The following is an 18,999-nucleotide window of genomic DNA, read 5'->3' on the forward strand; positions in this document are numbered from 1 at the left end:
CGAGACCGGTTTCGCAGCGGCTCTTGGGCGGTGAGTTTTGCCGCCCTCGCCTTCTTCACATCCCGACGACCGTGGCCGGCAGCCGGCAGCCGGCAGCCGGCGGCCGCCGTGCCCCGTCACGTCGCCGCGAGCAGGTCCAGCAGTTCGGGTGTGACGAACTCGTCCGCCGGACAGGCGCCCGACATCGCCGAGAAATAGCGATCGGTGAGTTCGGTGCTGCCCGCGATCACCCGGAGCAGCTCGATCTGGTGCTTGCCGGCCGCCAGGGCGGCGGTTTTGAGTGTGTTGCGGTAATCGGTGACGAGCATGTCGTCGCGCTCCGCGGCGAACCTGCCCAGTGCGTGAGCGAGCCGCCGCGGGTCGTGCAACCCGTCGCCGACGCAGTCGACGAGGAGCTGAACCTGGCGGAAGGCATCGGTGATGCCGCGTGCGGTGATGGAATCCTTGTGATGCCCGGCATCTCCCACCAGCACCCACCCCGGTCCGGCGGCCCTGCGGAAGAAGTTGAGCTGGTCGCCCGTGCCGTACAGGCGCTCGAGCGCACGGCCGCCGGCCATCTGCTCACGCAGCTCCGGCGCGGTCTGTTGCACGGCGGTGAGCAACGCCCCGAGACCGTCTCCGCGCAATTGCCCGAACCGGTTCTGGGGGAAATACGCACCCACCAGAGTCGCGCCGTCGTTGGTGGGGATGGTTCCCACCCAACTGCCCGGCGCCTCGTGCAACCGGAACCGCTGCGGCAGGTCCGACCAGTACGTGTAGTAGGCACATGTCAGCTTGGGGTCTTCGATCTCGATCGGCGCGCCGACCTTGGCGGCCACCGTGGACCGCATCCCGTCCGCGCCGACGACCAGACCGGCACGCACCGTGTACTCGGTTCGGCCCGACCGCACGCGTACCCCGGTCACCCGGTCACCGTCGAACGTCAGGTCGAGCACGGTGGACTCGTCGCGGAACTCGGCGCCCGCGTCGACCGCGGCCTGCGCCAGGAGCGAGTCGAGGAGATACCGACGGGGTGCGAACGCGGTCCGTACCCCGTCGACGGCCCAGGAGGACCCGTCCAGTCGGACGTTCGCCACGGTGTAGCTGACCCGGTCGATCGGCGGGCATCCGGTGGCGACCACACCGGGCAGCACGTTCCACCGCTTGAGCAGCGCGACCCCGGGCTGGTGGATGAGCAAAGTGGACAGTGTGTCCCGGGGAAAACGCCCGCGTTCCAGGAGCAGGACCCGGTATCCGGCACGCGCGAAGTGCATGGCGGTGGGAGATCCGGCGACGCGGGCACCCACCACGACGACGTCGTATGTGTCGTTCATCGCGAACCCCCGGCGGTGCGGGCGCAGTCGAACTCGGGCTCCGGCAGGGCCGCCCGATCGAGCTTGCCGTTCGGAGCCAACGGAAGGCGGTTCAGCAGGACGAAGTCCGACGGGACCATGAACTCGGGCAACCACTCGGCGGTGAACCTGAGCAGGTCGCTCGCGGAGAGCGAGGGCGTCGAAGCCACGCTCGGGTCGCCGATGCCTTCCGCGTCGCCGAACCCCGGATCGCCGGCGGCCACCGGGACGACGTAACCGACGAGGCGCCGGCCGGACTCGCCGTCGTGGGCCGTGACCACGGCCTGCGCCACCCCGGGGTGCGTGGTGAGTGCGGCCTCGACCTCGCCCGTCTCGATGCGCACGCCGCGGATCTTGACCTGGGCGTCGTCGCGGCCGACGTACTCGTGGACACCGTCGTGGCCGGCCCGGACGAGGTCGCCGGTCCGGTACATCCGCGCACCGGCCGGACCGAACGGGTCGGCCACGAACCGGGAAGCGGTCGGGCCGCGGCGGCCGTGGTAGCCGCGGCCGACGAGCCCCGCGACGTAGAGCTCACCGACCACGCCCGAGGGCACCGGCCGCAGCCCCGGGCCGAGGACGTAGCACCGCATATTGGCCAAGGGTGATCCGATCGGGACGGCGGGCCGCTCGGCCGGCTCGCCGTCCGCGGTGAACGTCGTGGCGTAGAAGCTCTCGGTCTGCCCGTACGCGTTGATCACCCGCACCCGGGGGGCCACGGCGCGCACGCGGTGCACCAGGGAAGTCGGCAGCGCCTCACCGGCCGACACGATGGTCGGCGCGTCGATGCCGTCGGGCAACCGGTCGAGGACCTCCGCCAGGACCGACGGCACGATGCTGACGACGTCGCCGGACCAACCGCCGCGCTCCGCGATGACGAGTCCGTCGCGGACGATCTCCACGCAGCCGCCGACGGAGAGGGGGGTGATGATCTCGAACACGGACACGTCGAAGTCGACCGAGGTCGCGGCGAGTACCCGCGACCCCGCGCGCATGCCGATGACGTCCGCGAGTCCTCGGACGCCGTTGACCACCCCGGCGTGCGTGATCACCACACCCTTGGGCGGGCCGGTCGACCCGGACGTGAACATGACGTACGCGGCGTTGTCCGGGGCGGCCGCGTCGATCGCACGATCGTCCGCGGCGTCGACGTCGCGATCGAGCAGCATCACCGAGACGTCCGCGGGCAGCACCGACGCGGTCGCCCGGTCGGTGAGCACCAACCGCGGCCGGGCGTCGGTGAGTACCGCGCCCGATCGTCTGCTCGGGTACTGCGGATCGAAGGGCACGTAGGCGGCCCCGGACTTGAGGATGCCGAGCATGCCGACCACGAGTTCGGCCGTTCGCGGCAGCGCGATACCCACCAAATCCTCCGGCCCGATGCCTCGGCCGGCCAACGCGTTCGCCACCCGGTTCGCCCGCGAACGCAGTTCACCGTAGGTGAGCGAAACACCCTCACTGATCACGGCCACCACATCGGGATCGGTGTCGGCCTGCGCGTCGACCAGGCCGGGGACGGTGAGAGCGGGCGCGGCGGACGTGGTGCCCGCGAACCGCGCGAGCAGCAGGTCGCGTTCGGTGGCGGTCAGGATGTCCGCCAGGGCCACCGGCAGATCCGGGTCGTTGGTCAGCTGCCGCACCAAGCGCAGGTATCGCGCCACGATGCCGGCCGCCGTCGCGGGGTCGAACAGGTCGGTGGCATACCCGAGGCGGCAGCGAAGTCCCCCGGTTTCCGGGTCGGGGAAGACGGTGAACTCCAGATCGAACCGCGCCGTCCGGTTGTCGAGCACTTCCATGCGCGCGGTCAGGTCCGGCAGCTCGATGTCGATCGCGAGGTCGTCCTTCCAGGTGAACATCACCTGGAACAGCGGGTGATACGCGGTGGGCCGCTCCGAGCCGACGAGTTCGACCAGGAGGTGCTCGAAGGGGGCGTCCCGGTTGTCGTACGCGCCCAGCGCCTTGTCCCTGACCGACTCCAGCAGGTCGCCGAACGACGGGTCGCCGGACAGATCGGCCCGCAACACCCAGGTGTTGGTGAACGCACCGATCACCTCGTCGAGTTGCTCGTCGGTGCGCCCGGTGATCGTCGACCCGATCGCGATGTCGGTACCCGAGGCGAGGTGCCGCAGCAGCGCCACCACGCCGGCCTGCATCACGATGGGCACGGTCACCCCGTGCGCCCTGGCCAGTGCCTGGACCGCCGCGAGTTCGGCACGGTCCAGCCAGCCGTCGGCGACGTCGCCGCGGTGGCTGGGTTTCGGCGGCCGGGGCCGGTCGAGCGGAAGCCCGGTCGGCTGGGAAATACCGGCCAGCTCCCGGCGCCAGAACTCGGTCTGCCTCGACAGGAGAGCGGTCGGATCGCTCGCGTCCCCCAGCAACTCCCGTTGCCACAGCGTGTAGTCGACGTATCGGACGGAGAGCTCCGGCCGGTTCGGGGCTTCGGCCCGGACCCGCGCGGTGTACGCGGCGGCCAGATCACGGGCCAGCGGCGTCACCGACTCGTCGTCGAAGGCGATGTGATGGATCGACAGCACCAGCACGTGCAGGTCCGGGCGCACGCGCAGCAGCGTCGCCCGCAGTGGAAGGTGCGCCGCGATGTCCGGTCCCTGCTCGGCGGCCGACCGGAGCGCCGCCTCCAGGTCCGGTTCGGCCACCTCGACCACGGGCACGTCCAGCACCACCCGATCGGCGGCAAGCACGTCCTGGTGCGGCACACCGTCGTCGTCCCGCACGATCAGGGTGCGCAGGCTCTCGTGCCTGACGACGACATCGTGCAGGGCGGCACGCAGCGCCGGGACGTCGAGGCGTCCCGCAAGGTCGAGGCGAACGGGCACGGTGCAGGTCGCCGACGGGCCCTCGAACCCGTCGGGGAACCACCACCGGCGCTGAGCGAACGACAACGGGATCACGACTGGGCGCTCCTGTCCATCCGTCGCAGACCTGGTCTGGTGGACTCGCCGGCTGCCTTGACCGCGCGCGCCAGGTCGACGATGGCGGAGGCTTGGAAGATGGTCCGGATCGAGACGGCGACGCCGAATTCCTTGCGGATCCGGCTGCTGAGCCGGGTCGCCATCAGCGACGTCCCGCCCAGTTCGAAGAAGTCGTCGTCGATGTCGACGTCGTCGACCTCGAGTACCTCCGCGAACAACGCGCACAACACTTTCTCGTGCCGGTCGCGCGGCTCGCGGCGCACTCGCTCTGCCGCCTCCGCCGACGGCAACGCGGGCACGTCGACCCTGCCGTTCGGCAGGCGAGGGATGTAGGTCAGCGGAACGACGGCATCCGGGACCATGCAGCGCGGCAAGCGATCGGCGGCGAACGCGGCCAGTTCCGCGGCGTCCGCACCGGCACCCACCACGTACGCGCTCAGCGGCGGGAGATCGGATTCGAGCCCCGCCACCGCGGCGACCTCGACCACCTCCGGGTGCTCGGCCAGCGCCGATTCGACCGCGGGCAGGCTGATCCGTACGCCGCGCACCGTGACCTGTCCGTCGGCACGGCCGACATGCTCCAGAGCACCGTTCGGCCCTCGACGCACCAGCTCGCCGGTGCGGAACATGCGAGCCGCGCCCGCACGGAACGGGTCCGGGACGAACCACCGCGCGGTTGTCGCGGGCCCGCCCCGATAGCCGAAGCCGAGCGCCGGACCGGCGACGTACAGTTCGCCGACGGCTCCCGGTGGCGCGGGGTGGAGGGTGTTGTCGAGCACGTAGAGGCTTACATCCGGCAACGGTGGGATCGGCGATACGTCACCGGGCACCCCGTCACCGGAATGCGGGGAGAGCGAGTTCGTCGAGCCGGTCTCACTCGCGGCGTACCCGGCGGGTCCCGGCTTCGGGTCACGCGGCACCTCGGGGTCGGCGGCGATCTCGACGCCGCCACCGACGCACACCGCACCGAGCACATCGACCAGCCACAGGCCGAAGTCGCCGGTGAAGTCGGTCCGCAGACTCGCTCGCGTCACGGCGTTTCGCACCCGCGCGGCGAGCGCCGCGTGGCCCAGCGCGACGGTCCGGCGACCGTCCGGGTATCCCCACGTCGGCAGCAGCGCGGCGATCTGCCCCGGGTGCACCGACACCGGCGCACCCGCTCCGGCCGTCGGCGCGGGCAGGTCGGTGAGCACCACGTCCGCGTCGTCGTCCGGGGCCACCAGACAGCCGCCCGCGCGCAGCACCGCGACCAGCGCGATCACCACAGCCGACGAGGCCGGCAAGCGAACCGAGACCGTGGTTTCCCGAACCACGCCACGGTCGGCCAACACCCGCGCCAGCGCCGCGGCCCTGCGGTCGAGTTCCCGGTAGGTCAGCGATTCCTCGACGGACCGCACCGCGACGGCGTCCGGTGTCAGCGACGCCCGTACGTCGAGCAGGGCGAGGACCGTCTTTGCCACGGGTGGGGTTTCCGCGGCGACCGCGATCGTGCGCTCGGCCGGGAAGCGGACATCCACCGCACCGGCGCGCAGCACCGGGTCCTGCGCGATCCGGCGCAGTATCAACGCGAACCTGGCCGCGATGTCGGCCGCCGCGGCCCGGTCGAACAGGTCCCGCCGGTACTGAACGCACGGGCGCAGCGGGCTGTCCGGCTCGGCGAACACCATCAGGGCCAGTGGGTAGTGGCTCACCGTGAAGGAGCGGATCCCCACCACCTGCAGCCCGGCCGCGTGACCCGCGGCGGCGATGCCGGTCCGGTCCAGCGGGAACGACTGGAAACCGACCACCGTGTCGAACAACGCCGTCACGCCGGACGCCTGGTGCAACTCGCTGAGTCCGTGGTGGTGATGGTCGAGCAGCGTGGCCTGCCTGTGTTGCAGGTCGACGACCAGTTCGGCGAGCGTGCGGGCGGGATCGCAGTCCAGGCGGACCGGCACCGTGTTGAGGAGCATGCCCACGATCGCGTCCACGCCGGGTACCGCGGGCGGGCGTCCGGAGACGACGGCTCCGAACAGGACGTCGCGCCGACCGGTCATCCTGGACAGCAGCAACGCCCATGCCGTCTGGACCAGGGTGTTCACCGTCACCCCCAGCCGCGCGGCACACGCGGCGATCGCCTCGGACTCCGCCGCGGTCAGCGCCGCGTCCACCTGCCCGATTCCCTCGCCGCCGTCGGTGTGGCGTCCGTCGTCGATCAGCGTCGGCCCGTCGACGCCGTCGAGTTCACGCGCCCACGCGGCCGCCGACTCGTTCGGGTCGCGCTCCACACGCCATTCGAGGAAGTCCCGCTGGCCGCGCGCCCTCGGCAGTGGTGCGGACTGTGCACCGTAGTGCAGCAGCAACTCCCGCACGATCAGCGGAATCGACCACCCGTCGAGGATCGCGTGGTGTGCGGTCAGGACCAGGTCCGCCACTTCCGGTGCGCTGTGCACGAGTGTCATCCGCACCATCGGAGGCACCACGGGATCGAAGTGTTCCCGCAGGTCGTCGGCGAGCAGGCGCTCGAACGCGGTCGTTCGCGCGCCCTCGTCCAGGTCACCGAAATCGACCACACGCCAGGGAAGTTCGGCGTCGGCGAGGATGAGCTGGACCATCTCCCCGCGGCCGTCGGGGGCGAAGACCGATCGCAGGCCCGGATGCCGTGCCAGCAGTCGCCGCCCGGCCGTGCGCATCCGCGCCGCGTCGATCGGCCCCAGCAACCTGAGGACGTACTGCACCTGGTAGGCGTCGAAGCCGGAGTCGACCACCATGCTGTGGAACAGCAGGCCCGACTGCAGCGGCGTCAACGGCCAGACGTCGACCAGGTTCGGGTGTCGTTCGGCCCACTCGTTCAGGTCGGCCTGCGTGACCGACACCAGCGGCACGTCCGAGGGCATCAACCCGTGCACGCCCGGGGTGGCCGCGTGTCGGGCGATTCCCGCCAGCGCGGTACTCCACAAGTGCGCGATCTCCGCCAACTCCTCGTGGGTCAGCACGCCCGAGGGTGCGGCGAACACCGCGCGCAACTGCGGTCCCTGCTCGGTGTCCACGAGGCTCGCGTTGATGTCCAGCTCGGCCGGCGCGGGCATCCTCGGGTCCTGACCGGCGTCCAGCTGCGCGAGCTGGGGCACATCGACCCGGCTCCAGGCACCGGTGTCCGACGGAGCGAAGCGACCGAGGTAGTTGAAGCCCACCTGGGCCATCGGATACTCCCGGAGCACCGCCGCGGTGTCGTCGTTGAGGTGGCGCAGCAGTCCGTACCCGATGCCCTTGTCGGGGACCGCACGCAGGCGCTGCTTGGCCAGCATCACGGCCCGGCCCGCGGCCGGGCCGCCCGCGAGCGCGTCGGCGACGTCGATGTCGGCGAGATCGAGACGAATCGGGTACACGGTGGTGAACCACCCCACCGTCCGGGACAGGTCGGCTCCCGGCGCCGCGCCCTCCTCCCGGCCGTGTCCCTCCAACCGGATCAACACGGACGACTCGGCATCGCCTCCGGCTCGTCGCCGAGCGGTCAGCGCCAGTGCCAGCGCGGCGAGCAGACCGTCCATCACCTCGCCGCGGAACACCGACGGCACCGTGGTCAGCAGCGCCTCGGTGATCGGCACCGGCACGGTCACCGGGACGTCGATCACGGTGGCGACCACGTCGGTCGACGGGTCCAGTCGGCGCGTACCCAGCAGGGGGTCCGGCCCGGCCAGGATCGAACGCCACAGCGGCAGTTCGGCCAGTCGGCGCGGATTGCGCGCCTCGTCGGTCAACGCGTGTGCCCACCTGCGCATCGAGGTGCGCACCACGGGCAACCGCGGTTCGTGTCCGCCGCGGACGGCGGCCCACGCTTCGGCGAGGTCGGACTGCAGGACACGCCAGGACACACCGTCGACGACGAGGTGGTGCAAGACCACCAGCAGCTTGTCCGTGCGGCCGTCGAACCGGACGAAGCGGGCGAGCGCCCCCGAGGACGGATCCAGGCTCATGGTCGCCCTGTCCAACTCCCCTGCCAGGGAGGAGTGCCAGGACGGGTCGGCCTCGTCGATGCCGTCGACCCGGTCGACGGCGACCGAGACCGTACCGGCGGGCGCCACCACGATCTCGTCTCCCACCAGGCGGGCCCGCAGCATGTCGTGGTGATCGACCACGGCCTGCAGGGTCGCGGTCAGACCCGCCTCGTCGATCCCCTCCGGCAGGGACACCACCATTGCCTGCGCGAAGCGGTCGAATGCCGGGCCCCAGTCCCGAATCCACCGCGCGACCGGCAGCAACGGCATCGACCCGATGCCGCCACCCTCGAACTCCTCCAACGCGTCGGCCGGCGCCGTCGCCGACCGCGTTGTCGCGAGCTCGGCCAGTGCGGCCACCGTCCGCAGCTCGAAGACATCCCGGGCGCTGAGGTGAATGCCACCCTCGCGCAGCCGCGAAACCACCTGGATCGACTGGATGCTGTCGCCACCGATGGCGAAGAAGTCGTCGTCGACGCCCACCTCTTCGAGTCCAAGCACCTCGGCGAATCGCCGCGCGAGTGCCGCTTCCGTCTCGTCGCGCGGCGCCTGGTACGCCACCTGCCGCAGCCGGGGTGCCGGCAGCGCCGCGAGATCGGGCTTCCCATTGGGAGTGAGGGGAATCCGGTCCAGCGGCACGAACGCCGCCGGGACCATCGGGGAGGGCAGGAGCCGTGCCGCGAACGCGCGCAGGTCGCCGACCGAGAAGGCGGGCTCCAACGCGAGGGCGCCGTAGGAGTCGCTCGACACGCCGTCGGAGCGCTCCGCTCGCTCCTTCGGGACGACGTACGCGACGAGTTGCTTGCTCGATCGGGTTTCGCGGGCGACGACCACCGCGTCCGCGACGCCGGGATGCGCGGCCACAACGGCCGCCACTTCGTGGGTCTCGATGCGTACGCCGTGGATCTTGACCTGGGTATCGGCCCGGCCGTGGAACACGAGCGTGCCGTCCGCCGACCGGGCCACCAGGTCCCCGGTGCGGTACATCCGGGCGCCGGCCGGCCCCGACACGTCCGGGACGAACCGGGCCGCGGTCTCGCCCGGGTTGCCCAGGTAGCCGCGGGCGAGCAGGAGGCCGGACACGTACAACTCGCCCACGGTGTCCGGCGGGACCGGGCGCAGCGCGGTGTCCAGGACGTGCACCCGCGCACCCGTGATGGCACGGCCGATGGTCGGCATTCGGCCGTCGGCGACCAGCGGGTCGCTCATGGTGGCGCACACGGTGGTCTCGGTGGGCCCGTAGGCGTTGATCATCTTCCGGTCGCCGGCCCAGGCTTCGACGAGATTGGGCGTGGTCGCGTCCCCGGCGACCACCAGGTACTCGACGTCGGGCATCGCTTGGGCCGGGAGCGTGGCGAGCACCGGCGGCGGCAGCGTCACGTGGGTGATCCGGCGGTGCGTCAGGGTCTCGGCGAGCGGGCGGCCCGGTGCCAGATCCGCGTCGTCCGCCAGTACCAGCGTCGCGCCGGAGAGCAGAGCCATGCACAACTCCCACACCGAGGCGTCGAACCCCGGGGAGGCGAACTGGAGTACCCGGCTGCCCTCGGCGACGCCGAGTCGGTCGGCGTGTGAGGCGGCCAAATCGGCGAGTCCACCGTGGGTGACCGCCACGCCTTTCGGTCGGCCGGTGGAACCCGAGGTGTAGATGACGTAGGCGCTCTGCGCCGGCCTCGGGAAGCCCGGTATCGGGGCGTTTTTGTCGAGCTCGTCGAGCCCGTCGAGTCCGAGGGTCGGCACCGCCAGCTCGGGCAGCTCCGGGTGGACGGACTTGTCCGTCAATACCAGCGTGCAGCCGGACCCGTCGACCATGTACGCCAGGCGCTCGGCCGGGTGCGCGGTGTCCAGGGGTAGATATGCCGCGCCCGCGCGCAACGTCCCCAGCAGCGCGGTCACCCAGTCCACCGATCTGCGCAGGGCGATCGCCACGATGGATTCGGCCCGCACGCCGGCGGCGAGCAGCCCACGCGCCACCTGTTCGGCTCGTTCGTCCAGCTCCCGGTAGGTCAACGACGTGGAGCCGTACTCCACGGCCGTCGCATCGGGTGACGTCGTCACCCGAAGGTCGAACAATTCCGGAAAAGATCGTGCGCCACCGTCGGCATCGGTGCCCGGTCGTCCCACGTTCCCATCCTCCACGGTTCCTCCTTGACGTTGCCGTGCGACGGGCTCCGCAGATTCCCGGTCATGGCCTGGCGGAGTAGCGAACTCAAAACAGTGCAAATTGACCGCCGAATCCGATTCGACCAGCGTACGAACACGACTGCTCAAGCTGTCAAGGAATGCACGCCGGCAGCCTTCCGATAGCGAACGGTCCACCGCAAGGGGCTTGCCTTGTCCTGTCGCCGGGACACCCGACGGTACGCTCTCCTGGTAAATCCGCGGGAGACACACCCGATCGGAATTTCCCGAACCACATCGGGCCGCACTCTCCCTCAGGCATTTCGACCGCATCGCACCTCGACGACCCACGGGAGTAATAAAATGGCAGCGAAGAAGCACCGTTCGGGCACCTCGGTGATCGCCGACATGTTCCCGAAGGCGCGCCTGGAATTCATCCACGGCGACACGATGACGGTCACCCTGTGGCAGTTCGAGCAGGGCGGCGACGTGCCGCCCCACCAGCACCCGCACGAGCAGATCGTGCACTGCCTCGAGGGTCTGTTCGAGGTGACGGTCGACGGCGAAGTCGTCGTGCTGGAGGCGGGCGAATCCGTGATCATCCCCGGCGGTGCCGAACACGCGGCACACGCGCGAACGGCCGCCCGGGGAATCGATATCTTCCACCCGGTACGCGAGGATTACCGACTCTGAAGTGAAGGGAACATTCGTGTCCACGAATAACCGCCGCCTGCAGGTCCACACGCTGGGGCCGACAGGCACGAACTGCGAAGCGGCCGCACAGTACTACCTGGAACAGAACAACCACAAACAAGGCGACGTCGTTCTCTACGAGACTCTGGAAGAGGCGCTCGACGGCGTTATGTCAAACCCGGCCGACAGCGTACTGCTCGGTTGTGTCGTCTACCCGAAGCTGAACGAGATCGTCTTCCGGAACCTCAAGTCGATGTCGTTGCACGAATGCTTCATGATGCCGACCCACCCGATGGTTCTCGCCGGGCGCGATCACGGTCCGGTACAGAAAGTGCTGAGCCACCCCGCGCCGGTCAACCTCCTCGAGGGCCGCGGCTACGACATCCGGCTCGTGACAAGCAACGCCGCGGCCGCGCTGGAGTGCGCCGGCGGCTCGGCGGACGCGTGCATCACCACCAGTGTCGCCGCCGAGGCGAACGACCTCGAGATCCTCGAAGACTTCGGCCCGGTGCGGATGGGCTTCAGCATCCACGTGCCGCACGGAACCACGCTGTGACGGCGGGCATCGACGACCGGCGGCCCGACACCGGCGCCGAGGCGCCGTACGGCGAAACCCACGCCCTGATCGCGAAGGCGGTGCAGGAGCACGGCATCTCCACCGCCACGATCGCGGACGTGCTCGACGGGTTGGGAATCACCAACCGGGTGCTGGACTCGCGGCTGCACCGCGTCTCGGGCGACGACCGGTTGTTCTTCGGTGCCGCGTACACCGTCGGCTGGGTGATGGTGCGCAAGGGGCCGAGCATCATGGCCGCCTCTCCGAGTACATGGCAGCAGGTCCGCGACTTCCTGGTACCCGAGGTCGTCGACGGCCGAGGCATGGTCTACGTCGCGGGCTCCGGGCCGCTGATCACCGACGCCGCGCTCGCGGGCGGCCTGTCCACGACCTATCTGCTCGAACAACTGCGGTTCGAGGGGATCGTGTTGGGCGGCGCCATCCGCGACCGAGACGTCGTCGAGCAGAGCACCCGTCCCGTCGTCGCGAGCAACTTCGTCCCGACCGACACCCAAGGCGCGTACCGCGTCGAGTCGGTCGGTGGCTCCTGCCTGGTCGACCACGTGCCGGTGCACACGGGGGACTGGGTGTTCTCCGACGGCAACGGCACGGTGGTGGTGCCGGCGGCACGCCTGCACGAGGTGCTGGCCGCGGCCGCGACCACCGGACGCACCGAGCAGGACGTTCTGCGGCGCATCCGGGCCGGCGAGCGGCTGCCGAACATCATCGACGAGGTCGGCACCATCTAGCCCCGACACCCGACAAGGAGGCCGCAATGCGTGCGGTCGCGGTATACCGGCATGGCGGTCCCGAGGTACTGACACCGACCGAGTGGGCAACGCCGGTCGCCGGTCCGAGCGACGTGCTCGTCGACGTCGCCGCCATCGGTGTCAACTACCACGAGACCTACGAACGAAGCGGCCTGTACCCGCGTGAGCTGCCCTACGTCCCCGGACGCGAGGTGGCGGGGACCGTGGCCGCCGTCGGGGCCGACGTCACCGACCTCTCGGTCGGTGACGTGGTGGCAACGGCGGACGTGCCGATGCCCGGCGCCTACGCGGAACAGGTGGTACTACCCGCCGACCGGGTCGTGCGGGTACCCGAGGGGGTGAGCGCCGAACAGGCCGCCGCGGTGCTGTTGCAGGGCCTGACGGTCCACGTGCTCACCCGGGACAGCCACCCCGTCCGTGCGGGGGATACGGCTTTGGTGCACGCCGCGGCGGGCGGTGTCGGGCTGCTGCTCACCCAGGTGCTGCGCTCGCTCGGCGTCCGCGTCATCGGAACCGTGTCCAGCGCGGCGAAGGAGGAGGCGGCGCGCCAGGCAGGGGCGCACGAGGTCATCCGTTACACGAAGGTCGACTTCGCAGCCGAGATCGGTAGGCTCACCGGCGGCGCCGGCGTGGACGTCGTCTACGACGCGGTCGGCAAGACGACCTTCGAGGGAAGCATCGCCTCGCTGCGTCCACGGGGCACCTTCGTCCTCTACGGACAGTCCGGCGGCAAGATACCGCCCATCGACCTGAGCACCGGCACACGCGGCTCGATCAAATTGACCCGCCCGTACCTTCCGGACTTCATCGCGACCCCCGAGGAACTGCGGTCTCGCGGCGCCGCGGTGTTCTCCTGGCTACGCCGGGACAACCTCAGCGTCCACATCGGACGACTCTATCCACTGGCCGACGCCGGTATCGCGCAGGCGGACATCGAGCAGCGCCGCACCATCGGCAAGCTGCTGCTGAAACCCTGAGCGAACACCGTGCACACATCCGACCTGCGGCAACGGCACGACACAAGGGGGCAAGGCGTGTTGGTCTCAGAGACCGAATCCCTGGCGGAAGTGGACATCCGACTGTCCACAAGGCAAGCGCGTACCGACATCGACAATCTCGACCTGGGCATCATCAGCCTGTTGCGGATGCGTCGTGAAGTGTCCCAGCGCATCCAGCAGGCTCGCCGGGAGGCGGACGGGCCGAAGTTCGACTCCGGCCGGGAAGCCGACATCGCGGGGGTGTACCGCTCCCACTTCGGGGACAGCGGCGACGAGGTCGCGGCCGCCGTCCTGCGGGCCTGCCGGTCGTGACCGCCGCGATGAACACCGCGCTCAGCGGGGTCGATTTGCTGCATCTTCCGGTCGAGAACCAGCAGCCGAACTGGCGTGACATCGACGAACTGGCCGATGTGGTACGTGCATTGGGCAGTCTGCCTGCGCTGGTTTCACCCGGTGACTGCGACGAGCTCCGGCTGCGCCTGGCCGCGGTGGCCCACGGTGAGGCGTTCCTGCTCCAGGGCGGCGACTGCGCGGAGTTGTTCGCGGGGCCGCTGATCGAGCCGACACGAGACAAGCTGCGCTGCCTCGCGGACATGGCGGCGGTGCTGACCTCGGAGTCCGGGCTGCCGACCCTCACCCTGGGCAGGATCGCCGGACAGTACGCGAAACCGCGCTCGATGGGCACCGAGACCAGGGGCGACCGGGTGGTGCCCGTCTATCGGGGCGACGCGGTGAACGAGCTGCGTTTCGACACCGAGGCGCGGACCGCGAACCCACAGCGTCTGCTCTCCGCGTACCGGGCCGCGGACCGCGTCCTGTCCGACATCCGGCGGCTTCGCACCAGGAGCCACACCCTGTTCACCGACCTCGGCGGCGACTTCTTCACCAGCCACGAAGCGTTGCTGCTGCCCTACGAGACCGCGCTCACCAGGGTCGACCCGGCTTCCGGACGGACATACGGCCTGTCCGGTCACCTGCTGTGGATCGGCGAGCGCACGCGACGACTCGACGGGCCACACGTGGCCTTCGCGGCCGGCGTGCACAACCCGGTGGCGGTCAAGATCGGGCCGACCACGACCCGCGCGGACATCGCGGAACTGATCGAACTGATCGACCCACACAGGGAGCCGGGCCGGCTGACGTTCATCACCCGCCTGGGCGCGGACGCGGTGCACGACCGGCTGCCCGCGCTCGTCGACGAGGTGATCACTCGGGACTCGCCGGCGATCTGGGTGTGCGATCCGATGCACGGCAACACCTTCGCGACCGCGGACGGCACCAAGACTCGTCGGTTCGAGGCGATCCGGGCGGAGGTGCAAGGGTTCATCGAGGTTCACCGGGCGATGGGTACCCACCCGGGCGGCCTGCACCTGGAGTTGACCAGCCGCAACGTGACCGAATGCGTGGACGAACACACCCCTGTGCGGGAGCGGGATCTGCACCTGCGGTACGAGACGGCCTGCGACCCGCGCCTGAACCGCGGCCAGGGGCTGGAGTTGGCCCGATCGATCGCACCGCTGCTGCGCCCGAGTGCTCCGAGTTCTCCGAGTGTTTCGAGCGCGCCGAGTGCTTCGAGTGTTCCGAGTGCTTCGAGCGGGGAGTTGTTGCGGGACGCCGCCACGCTCGGCTGAGCACACACGCGTGACATCCGACAAAGACGCTGCACGGGCGAATCGCCCGTGCAGCGTCTTTGTCGGTTGGTGCGGCAGCCGTGCTATGTCCCCAGCAGGGTCCGGCCGACGAACCCGGGGACGTCGTTGCCTTCTTCGGTCAGGTAGAAGTGACCGCCGGGGAAGAGTTCGGTCGTGAACGACGCCGAGGTGTACTCGCTCCACCCCACAACGGTTTCCAGCGGGGCCCGCCAGTCGGACTTCCCGACGAGCGCGGTGATCGGGCTGTCCAAGGTGGGCACGGTGGCGACGCGGTGGCGCTCCCAGAGCTGGAAGTCGGCGAGGACGACCGGTACCAGCTCGTCCATGACCTCCTGATCTGCGCTCACCTCCTCGTCGAATCCGCCGAGGCTGAGCACGGCGGCGTGGAACTCGCGCTCGGGGAGGTCGTGCAGCTTGGGCCCGGCCCAGATCACTTCGGGCGTGGACTGCGCGGACACGAACAGCCGGGTGGGGCAGGGGCCGCCCTGCATCTGCAGCGCCCTCGCCACCTCGAAGGCGAGCATCGATCCGCACGAATGCCCGAAGAAGGCGAACGGCCCGGTGAGCACGGGGCGCAGGTCCGCGACGATCTCCTGCACGAGTCGACCGACGTCGGTCGCCGGCTCCTCGGCGATCCGGTTCTGCCGGCCCGGCAGTTGCACGGCCGCCAATTCGATGTCCGGCGGCAACGCGCGCGCCCAGTTCGAGTACGCGTTGGCGCCCCCGCCCGCATGGGGGAAGCAGACGATGCGGTGCCGTGCCTCGGGTCGCCGCGCACGCCACAGGTAGCGGTTCTCGGGGACCAGACGACCCTTCAGGCCGGGTCTTTGGGTGCGCACAATGCCCTCCGCGAATGTGGATCAGCAGGATTGGTCAACAGGTGCGGCGGGTGCCGCTTCGTCGCTCAGCGCCGCGATGGTCTGCAGGCGGAACAGGGCCTTGGCCGAGATCGACACACCCGCGGCCCGAGCCTTGGCGACGACCTTGATCCCGAGGATGGAGTCGCCACCGAGTTCGTAGAAGTTGTCGGTCACCCCGACGCGATCGATGTCGAGCACATCGGCCCAGACCTCGGCAAGCACCCGCTCGTCGTCCGTTCGCGGCGCGACGTAGTCCTCGGCGTCGGCGATACGCTCCGGGGCCGGCAGCGCGGCGCGGTCGACCTTTCCGCTCGGGGTGAGCGGGAACTCGGCGAGCGGCACGACGACCGCGGGCACCATGAACTCCGGGAGTCGGTCCCCGACGAAGTCCCGCAGCACTGCCGGCTCGGGCTTGCGTCCCGGCTCGGGGCGAACGTAACCGACCAGGCGCTTGTGCTCACCGTCGTCGCGCACGATCACCACGGCCGCTTCGACGTCCGGGTGTTGCTGGAGCACGAGTTCGATCTCGTTCGGCTCGATCCGGAAGCCGCGGACCTTGACCTGGCGGTCGATCCGGCCGACGTACTCCAGCTCGCCCTCCGCCGACCAGCGCACCAGGTCACCGGTGCGATACAGCCGATCTCCGGGTGTCGTGCCGAAGATGTCGGGCAGGAAGCGTTCCGCGGTCAGGCCCGGACGAGCCAGGTAACCTCGCGCGACCCCCGGCCCACCGATGAACAACTCGCCGACCACACCCACCGGTACCGGGTTCAGCCGTTCATCGAGCACGTGAACGCCGGTGTTCACGACCGGACGGCCGATGGGCACCGTGCGGTGCTCCTCGATCCGCTCCACCAGGTGCCAGGTGGCGAAGGTGGTCGTCTCGGTGGGCCCGTAGCAGTGGATCAGGCGCTGCGGTGGACCCGCCGCCAACGCCTGCGCCACCCGGTCCGGATTGACCGCCTCACCACCGAAGAGCAGGTGGCGCAGCGTCCTGAACGCATCCGGTTGCGCGGCGACGACCTGGTTGAACACCGCCGTCGTGAGCACGAGCGTGCTGATCCGATGCCGAGTCAGCGCGTCCGTCAGTGCCTTGGGGTCGAGCATCGTGTTCTTGTCGATGACCACCATCCGAGCACCCGCGACCAGCGGCCCCCAGATCTCGAAGGTCGCCGCGTCGAACGTCGCGTCGGCGCCCTGGGCGACGACGTCATCGGACCGCAGCGGGATGTAGTCCGCCTCGCAGAGCAGTCTGGTGATCGAACGGTGCTCGACCACGGTCCCCTTCGGCCGGCCGGTCGAGCCCGAGGTGTAGATCACGTACGCCGCGTCCCGCCCGGAGATCGGGATGGCCGGCGGCGCGGTGGGCTGCGCGGCCAGGTTGTGTTCCTGTTCGTCGATCGCGACGAAGTCCGCGTCGGTGGCCTCTCGTAGTTTGCCCACCAGCGCGCTTTCCGTGACGCACACCGCCACGTCGGCGTCGCCGAGCATGAAGTTCAGCCGCTCGGTCGGGTATCCGGGGTCCAACGGCAGGTAGGCGCAGCCGGCGCGAAGGACCGCAAGCAGTGCGGTGACCAGCTCCGGGCCGCGCGGCAGGCACACGGCGACGACATCACCGCGCCGAACCCCGGCGGACACCAGCAGGTTGGCGAGTCGGTTCGCCCTGGTGTGCAACTGCCCATACGTCACGGTGTCCGTGCCGGCGACGACCGCGACCGCGTCGGGCTTCTCCCCGGCGCGCTCGGCGACCAACTCGTGCACACACGGCCATGCCCGCAACTCCACCTGGTTGACGCCCCACTCGCCGAGCAGAGTGTGCCGCTCCCGCTCGTCCGGCAGCGGAAGGTCGCCCACCGGGCGCTCCGGATGACGCACGGCGGCCGTCAGCACCCCCACCAGGTGCCGGGCCAGCCGCTGGACGGTGGCCGCCTCGAACAAGCCCGGATCGTAGGTGACGGTGCCGACCAGCTCGCCCGTATCGGTCGACCGGCAGTCGATGGTGAGGTCGAACGGCTGAGGTACCTCGACGGGGCCGGGGTGCTCGTCTCGCAGCACCAGCAGCACCCGTGGCAGAGGAGAGCCGGCATCGGCGCCGCGGAGGCCCGGCGTGTCCGCAAGTCTGGAAAAGGGCAGGTCCGCGTTGGCCACCGCGTCTTCGACGATCGGGGCGTTTCGCTCGATCAGCCGGGTGAACGGCTCGTCCGGCAGGATCGTTGACCGCAGGACGACGACATTGACGAATCGTGTGTCCGGTGCGTCGAGCGTGCGGCCGCTCGCCACGGTGGCCACAGGAATGTCCTGCTGCCTGCCGTAGCGGGAGAAGAGCACCTGGGAGGCGGAGAGCAGGGCGGTGAACAGCGTCCCGCCGGCTTTGCCGGCCACATCGTCCAGGTCCTCGACGACCTCCGCCCGCACCCGGAACTCGACGGCGGCGCTCGCCGTGCCGGCCGTGGTCGGCCGCGGCCGGTCGGTCGGCAGCCGCAATACCGGAAGGTCGTCGAGCCGGTCGAGCCAGTAGCGCCGCTGTTCGGCGAGGTGAGCCTCGGTGAGCCGGTCGCGCAACAATGTCACTGTTTTCCCTTCGCGTTTATTGCCTGCGACAGGCCCGGCGCACAGCGCCAGGACAGCCCGGCTCGTGAGTTCTGCGGTTTCCGAAGCGATCGCACGCGCAATTTGGCGACGACGTGCTCACGCAGGCACCCTGAACCGCATCTCGACAAACTCTTCCCGAAGCAGCTCGCACACGCCGCCGGCACAATGACCGAGATTCGGAAGTCGCAGGCCCGCGGGCGAAACGATCCGATGATGGCACCACTTGCCACCACCGCGAACCGCGAGGCCGGCGCCTTCTTGTAAATGCCGTCCGGAGAATCCGACGCGGTCTGGTCGTTGCGGTCGTGCAGGCGATGTTTCCCGAGGTCACCGCGTTGCCGCAGTGGCTTCATGTACGTAGTGCCGACGCTATCCAATGTCGGTTGACCACGGTAGTGAACCGATCGTGATCGATCAATCGGCACGACGGAACGGCACCGTCGGCGATCTTCCAGCTGTCTCGTCGACGGGACAGGCCCCGCGAACTCGACCCAATACTTGACGAACCTTTTCACCCGTGCC

12 protein-coding genes are annotated in these 18,999 nt (G+C 70.0%); 6 read left to right on the plus strand and 6 right to left on the minus strand.

Annotated elements, in window-relative coordinates; translation table 11 throughout:
• Positions 1-116: 116 nt before the first annotated feature.
• Genes ACIBM5_RS00415 through ACIBM5_RS00425 form a run of 3 tightly spaced genes read right to left on the minus strand, consistent with a single transcriptional unit; the run spans position 117 to position 10,374 of the window.
• Positions 117-1,313 carry an NAD(P)/FAD-dependent oxidoreductase gene (locus ACIBM5_RS00415; protein ID WP_396004648.1) on the minus strand — a complete coding sequence of 399 codons (1,197 nt, stop codon included), beginning with the start codon at positions 1,311-1,313 and terminating at the stop codon, positions 117-119.
• Positions 1,310-4,240 (minus strand): amino acid adenylation domain-containing protein, encoded by a 2,931-nt coding sequence (locus ACIBM5_RS00420; RefSeq protein ID WP_396004649.1) that lies wholly within the window; start codon positions 4,238-4,240, stop codon positions 1,310-1,312. The genes ACIBM5_RS00415 and ACIBM5_RS00420 overlap by 4 nt, the downstream gene beginning before the upstream one ends.
• Positions 4,237-10,374 carry an amino acid adenylation domain-containing protein gene (locus ACIBM5_RS00425; protein ID WP_396004650.1) on the minus strand — a complete coding sequence of 2,046 codons (6,138 nt, stop codon included), beginning with the start codon at positions 10,372-10,374 and terminating at the stop codon, positions 4,237-4,239. Before ACIBM5_RS00425 ends, ACIBM5_RS00420 begins: the two co-directional genes overlap by 4 nt.
• Positions 10,375-10,719: 345 nt before the next feature.
• On the opposite strand from ACIBM5_RS00425, the gene ACIBM5_RS00430 reads away from it, so the two are divergent.
• From ACIBM5_RS00430 to ACIBM5_RS00455, 6 genes are read left to right on the plus strand one after another with little or no spacing between them, the layout of a single operon-like run.
• Complete coding sequence (locus tag ACIBM5_RS00430) at positions 10,720-11,049, plus strand: cupin domain-containing protein (RefSeq protein ID WP_020552114.1); 330 nt, start codon at positions 10,720-10,722, stop codon at positions 11,047-11,049.
• A 16-nt stretch (positions 11,050-11,065) separates the two neighbouring features.
• Entirely contained in the window at positions 11,066-11,605 is a 540-nt protein-coding gene (locus ACIBM5_RS00435) for a prephenate dehydratase domain-containing protein (protein WP_396004651.1), read from the plus strand.
• A complete protein-coding gene (locus ACIBM5_RS00440) occupies positions 11,602-12,354 on the plus strand; it encodes an RraA family protein (RefSeq protein ID WP_396004652.1) in 753 nt (250 codons plus the stop codon). Before ACIBM5_RS00435 ends, ACIBM5_RS00440 begins: the two co-directional genes overlap by 4 nt.
• Positions 12,355-12,380: 26 nt before the next feature.
• A complete protein-coding gene (locus ACIBM5_RS00445; RefSeq protein ID WP_396004653.1) occupies positions 12,381-13,352 on the plus strand; it encodes a quinone oxidoreductase family protein in 972 nt (323 codons plus the stop codon).
• A gap of 57 nt (positions 13,353-13,409) precedes the next feature.
• Positions 13,410-13,685 carry a chorismate mutase gene (locus ACIBM5_RS00450; RefSeq protein WP_396004654.1) on the plus strand — a complete coding sequence of 92 codons (276 nt, stop codon included), beginning with the start codon at positions 13,410-13,412 and terminating at the stop codon, positions 13,683-13,685.
• An 8-nt stretch (positions 13,686-13,693) separates the two neighbouring features.
• Positions 13,694-15,004, plus strand: coding sequence for a 3-deoxy-7-phosphoheptulonate synthase (locus tag ACIBM5_RS00455; RefSeq protein ID WP_396005097.1), 1,311 nt, complete (start codon positions 13,694-13,696; stop codon positions 15,002-15,004).
• A gap of 83 nt (positions 15,005-15,087) precedes the next feature.
• On the opposite strand, the gene ACIBM5_RS00460 is transcribed toward ACIBM5_RS00455, so the two are convergent.
• From ACIBM5_RS00460 to ACIBM5_RS00470, 3 genes are read right to left on the minus strand one after another with little or no spacing between them, the layout of a single operon-like run.
• Positions 15,088-15,864, minus strand: coding sequence for a thioesterase II family protein (locus ACIBM5_RS00460; RefSeq protein ID WP_396004655.1), 777 nt, complete (start codon positions 15,862-15,864; stop codon positions 15,088-15,090).
• Positions 15,865-15,885: 21 nt separating this feature from the next.
• Positions 15,886-18,456 carry an amino acid adenylation domain-containing protein gene (locus ACIBM5_RS00465; protein ID WP_396004657.1) on the minus strand — a complete coding sequence of 857 codons (2,571 nt, stop codon included), beginning with the start codon at positions 18,454-18,456 and terminating at the stop codon, positions 15,886-15,888.
• Positions 18,453-18,830, minus strand: coding sequence for a hypothetical protein (locus ACIBM5_RS00470; protein WP_396004658.1), 378 nt, complete (start codon positions 18,828-18,830; stop codon positions 18,453-18,455). Before ACIBM5_RS00470 ends, ACIBM5_RS00465 begins: the two co-directional genes overlap by 4 nt.
• Positions 18,831-18,999: the final 169 nt, after the last annotated feature.

The organism is Embleya sp. NPDC050493 (assembly GCF_044458105.1).
Classification (GTDB): Bacteria; Actinomycetota; Actinomycetes; order Streptomycetales; family Streptomycetaceae; genus Embleya.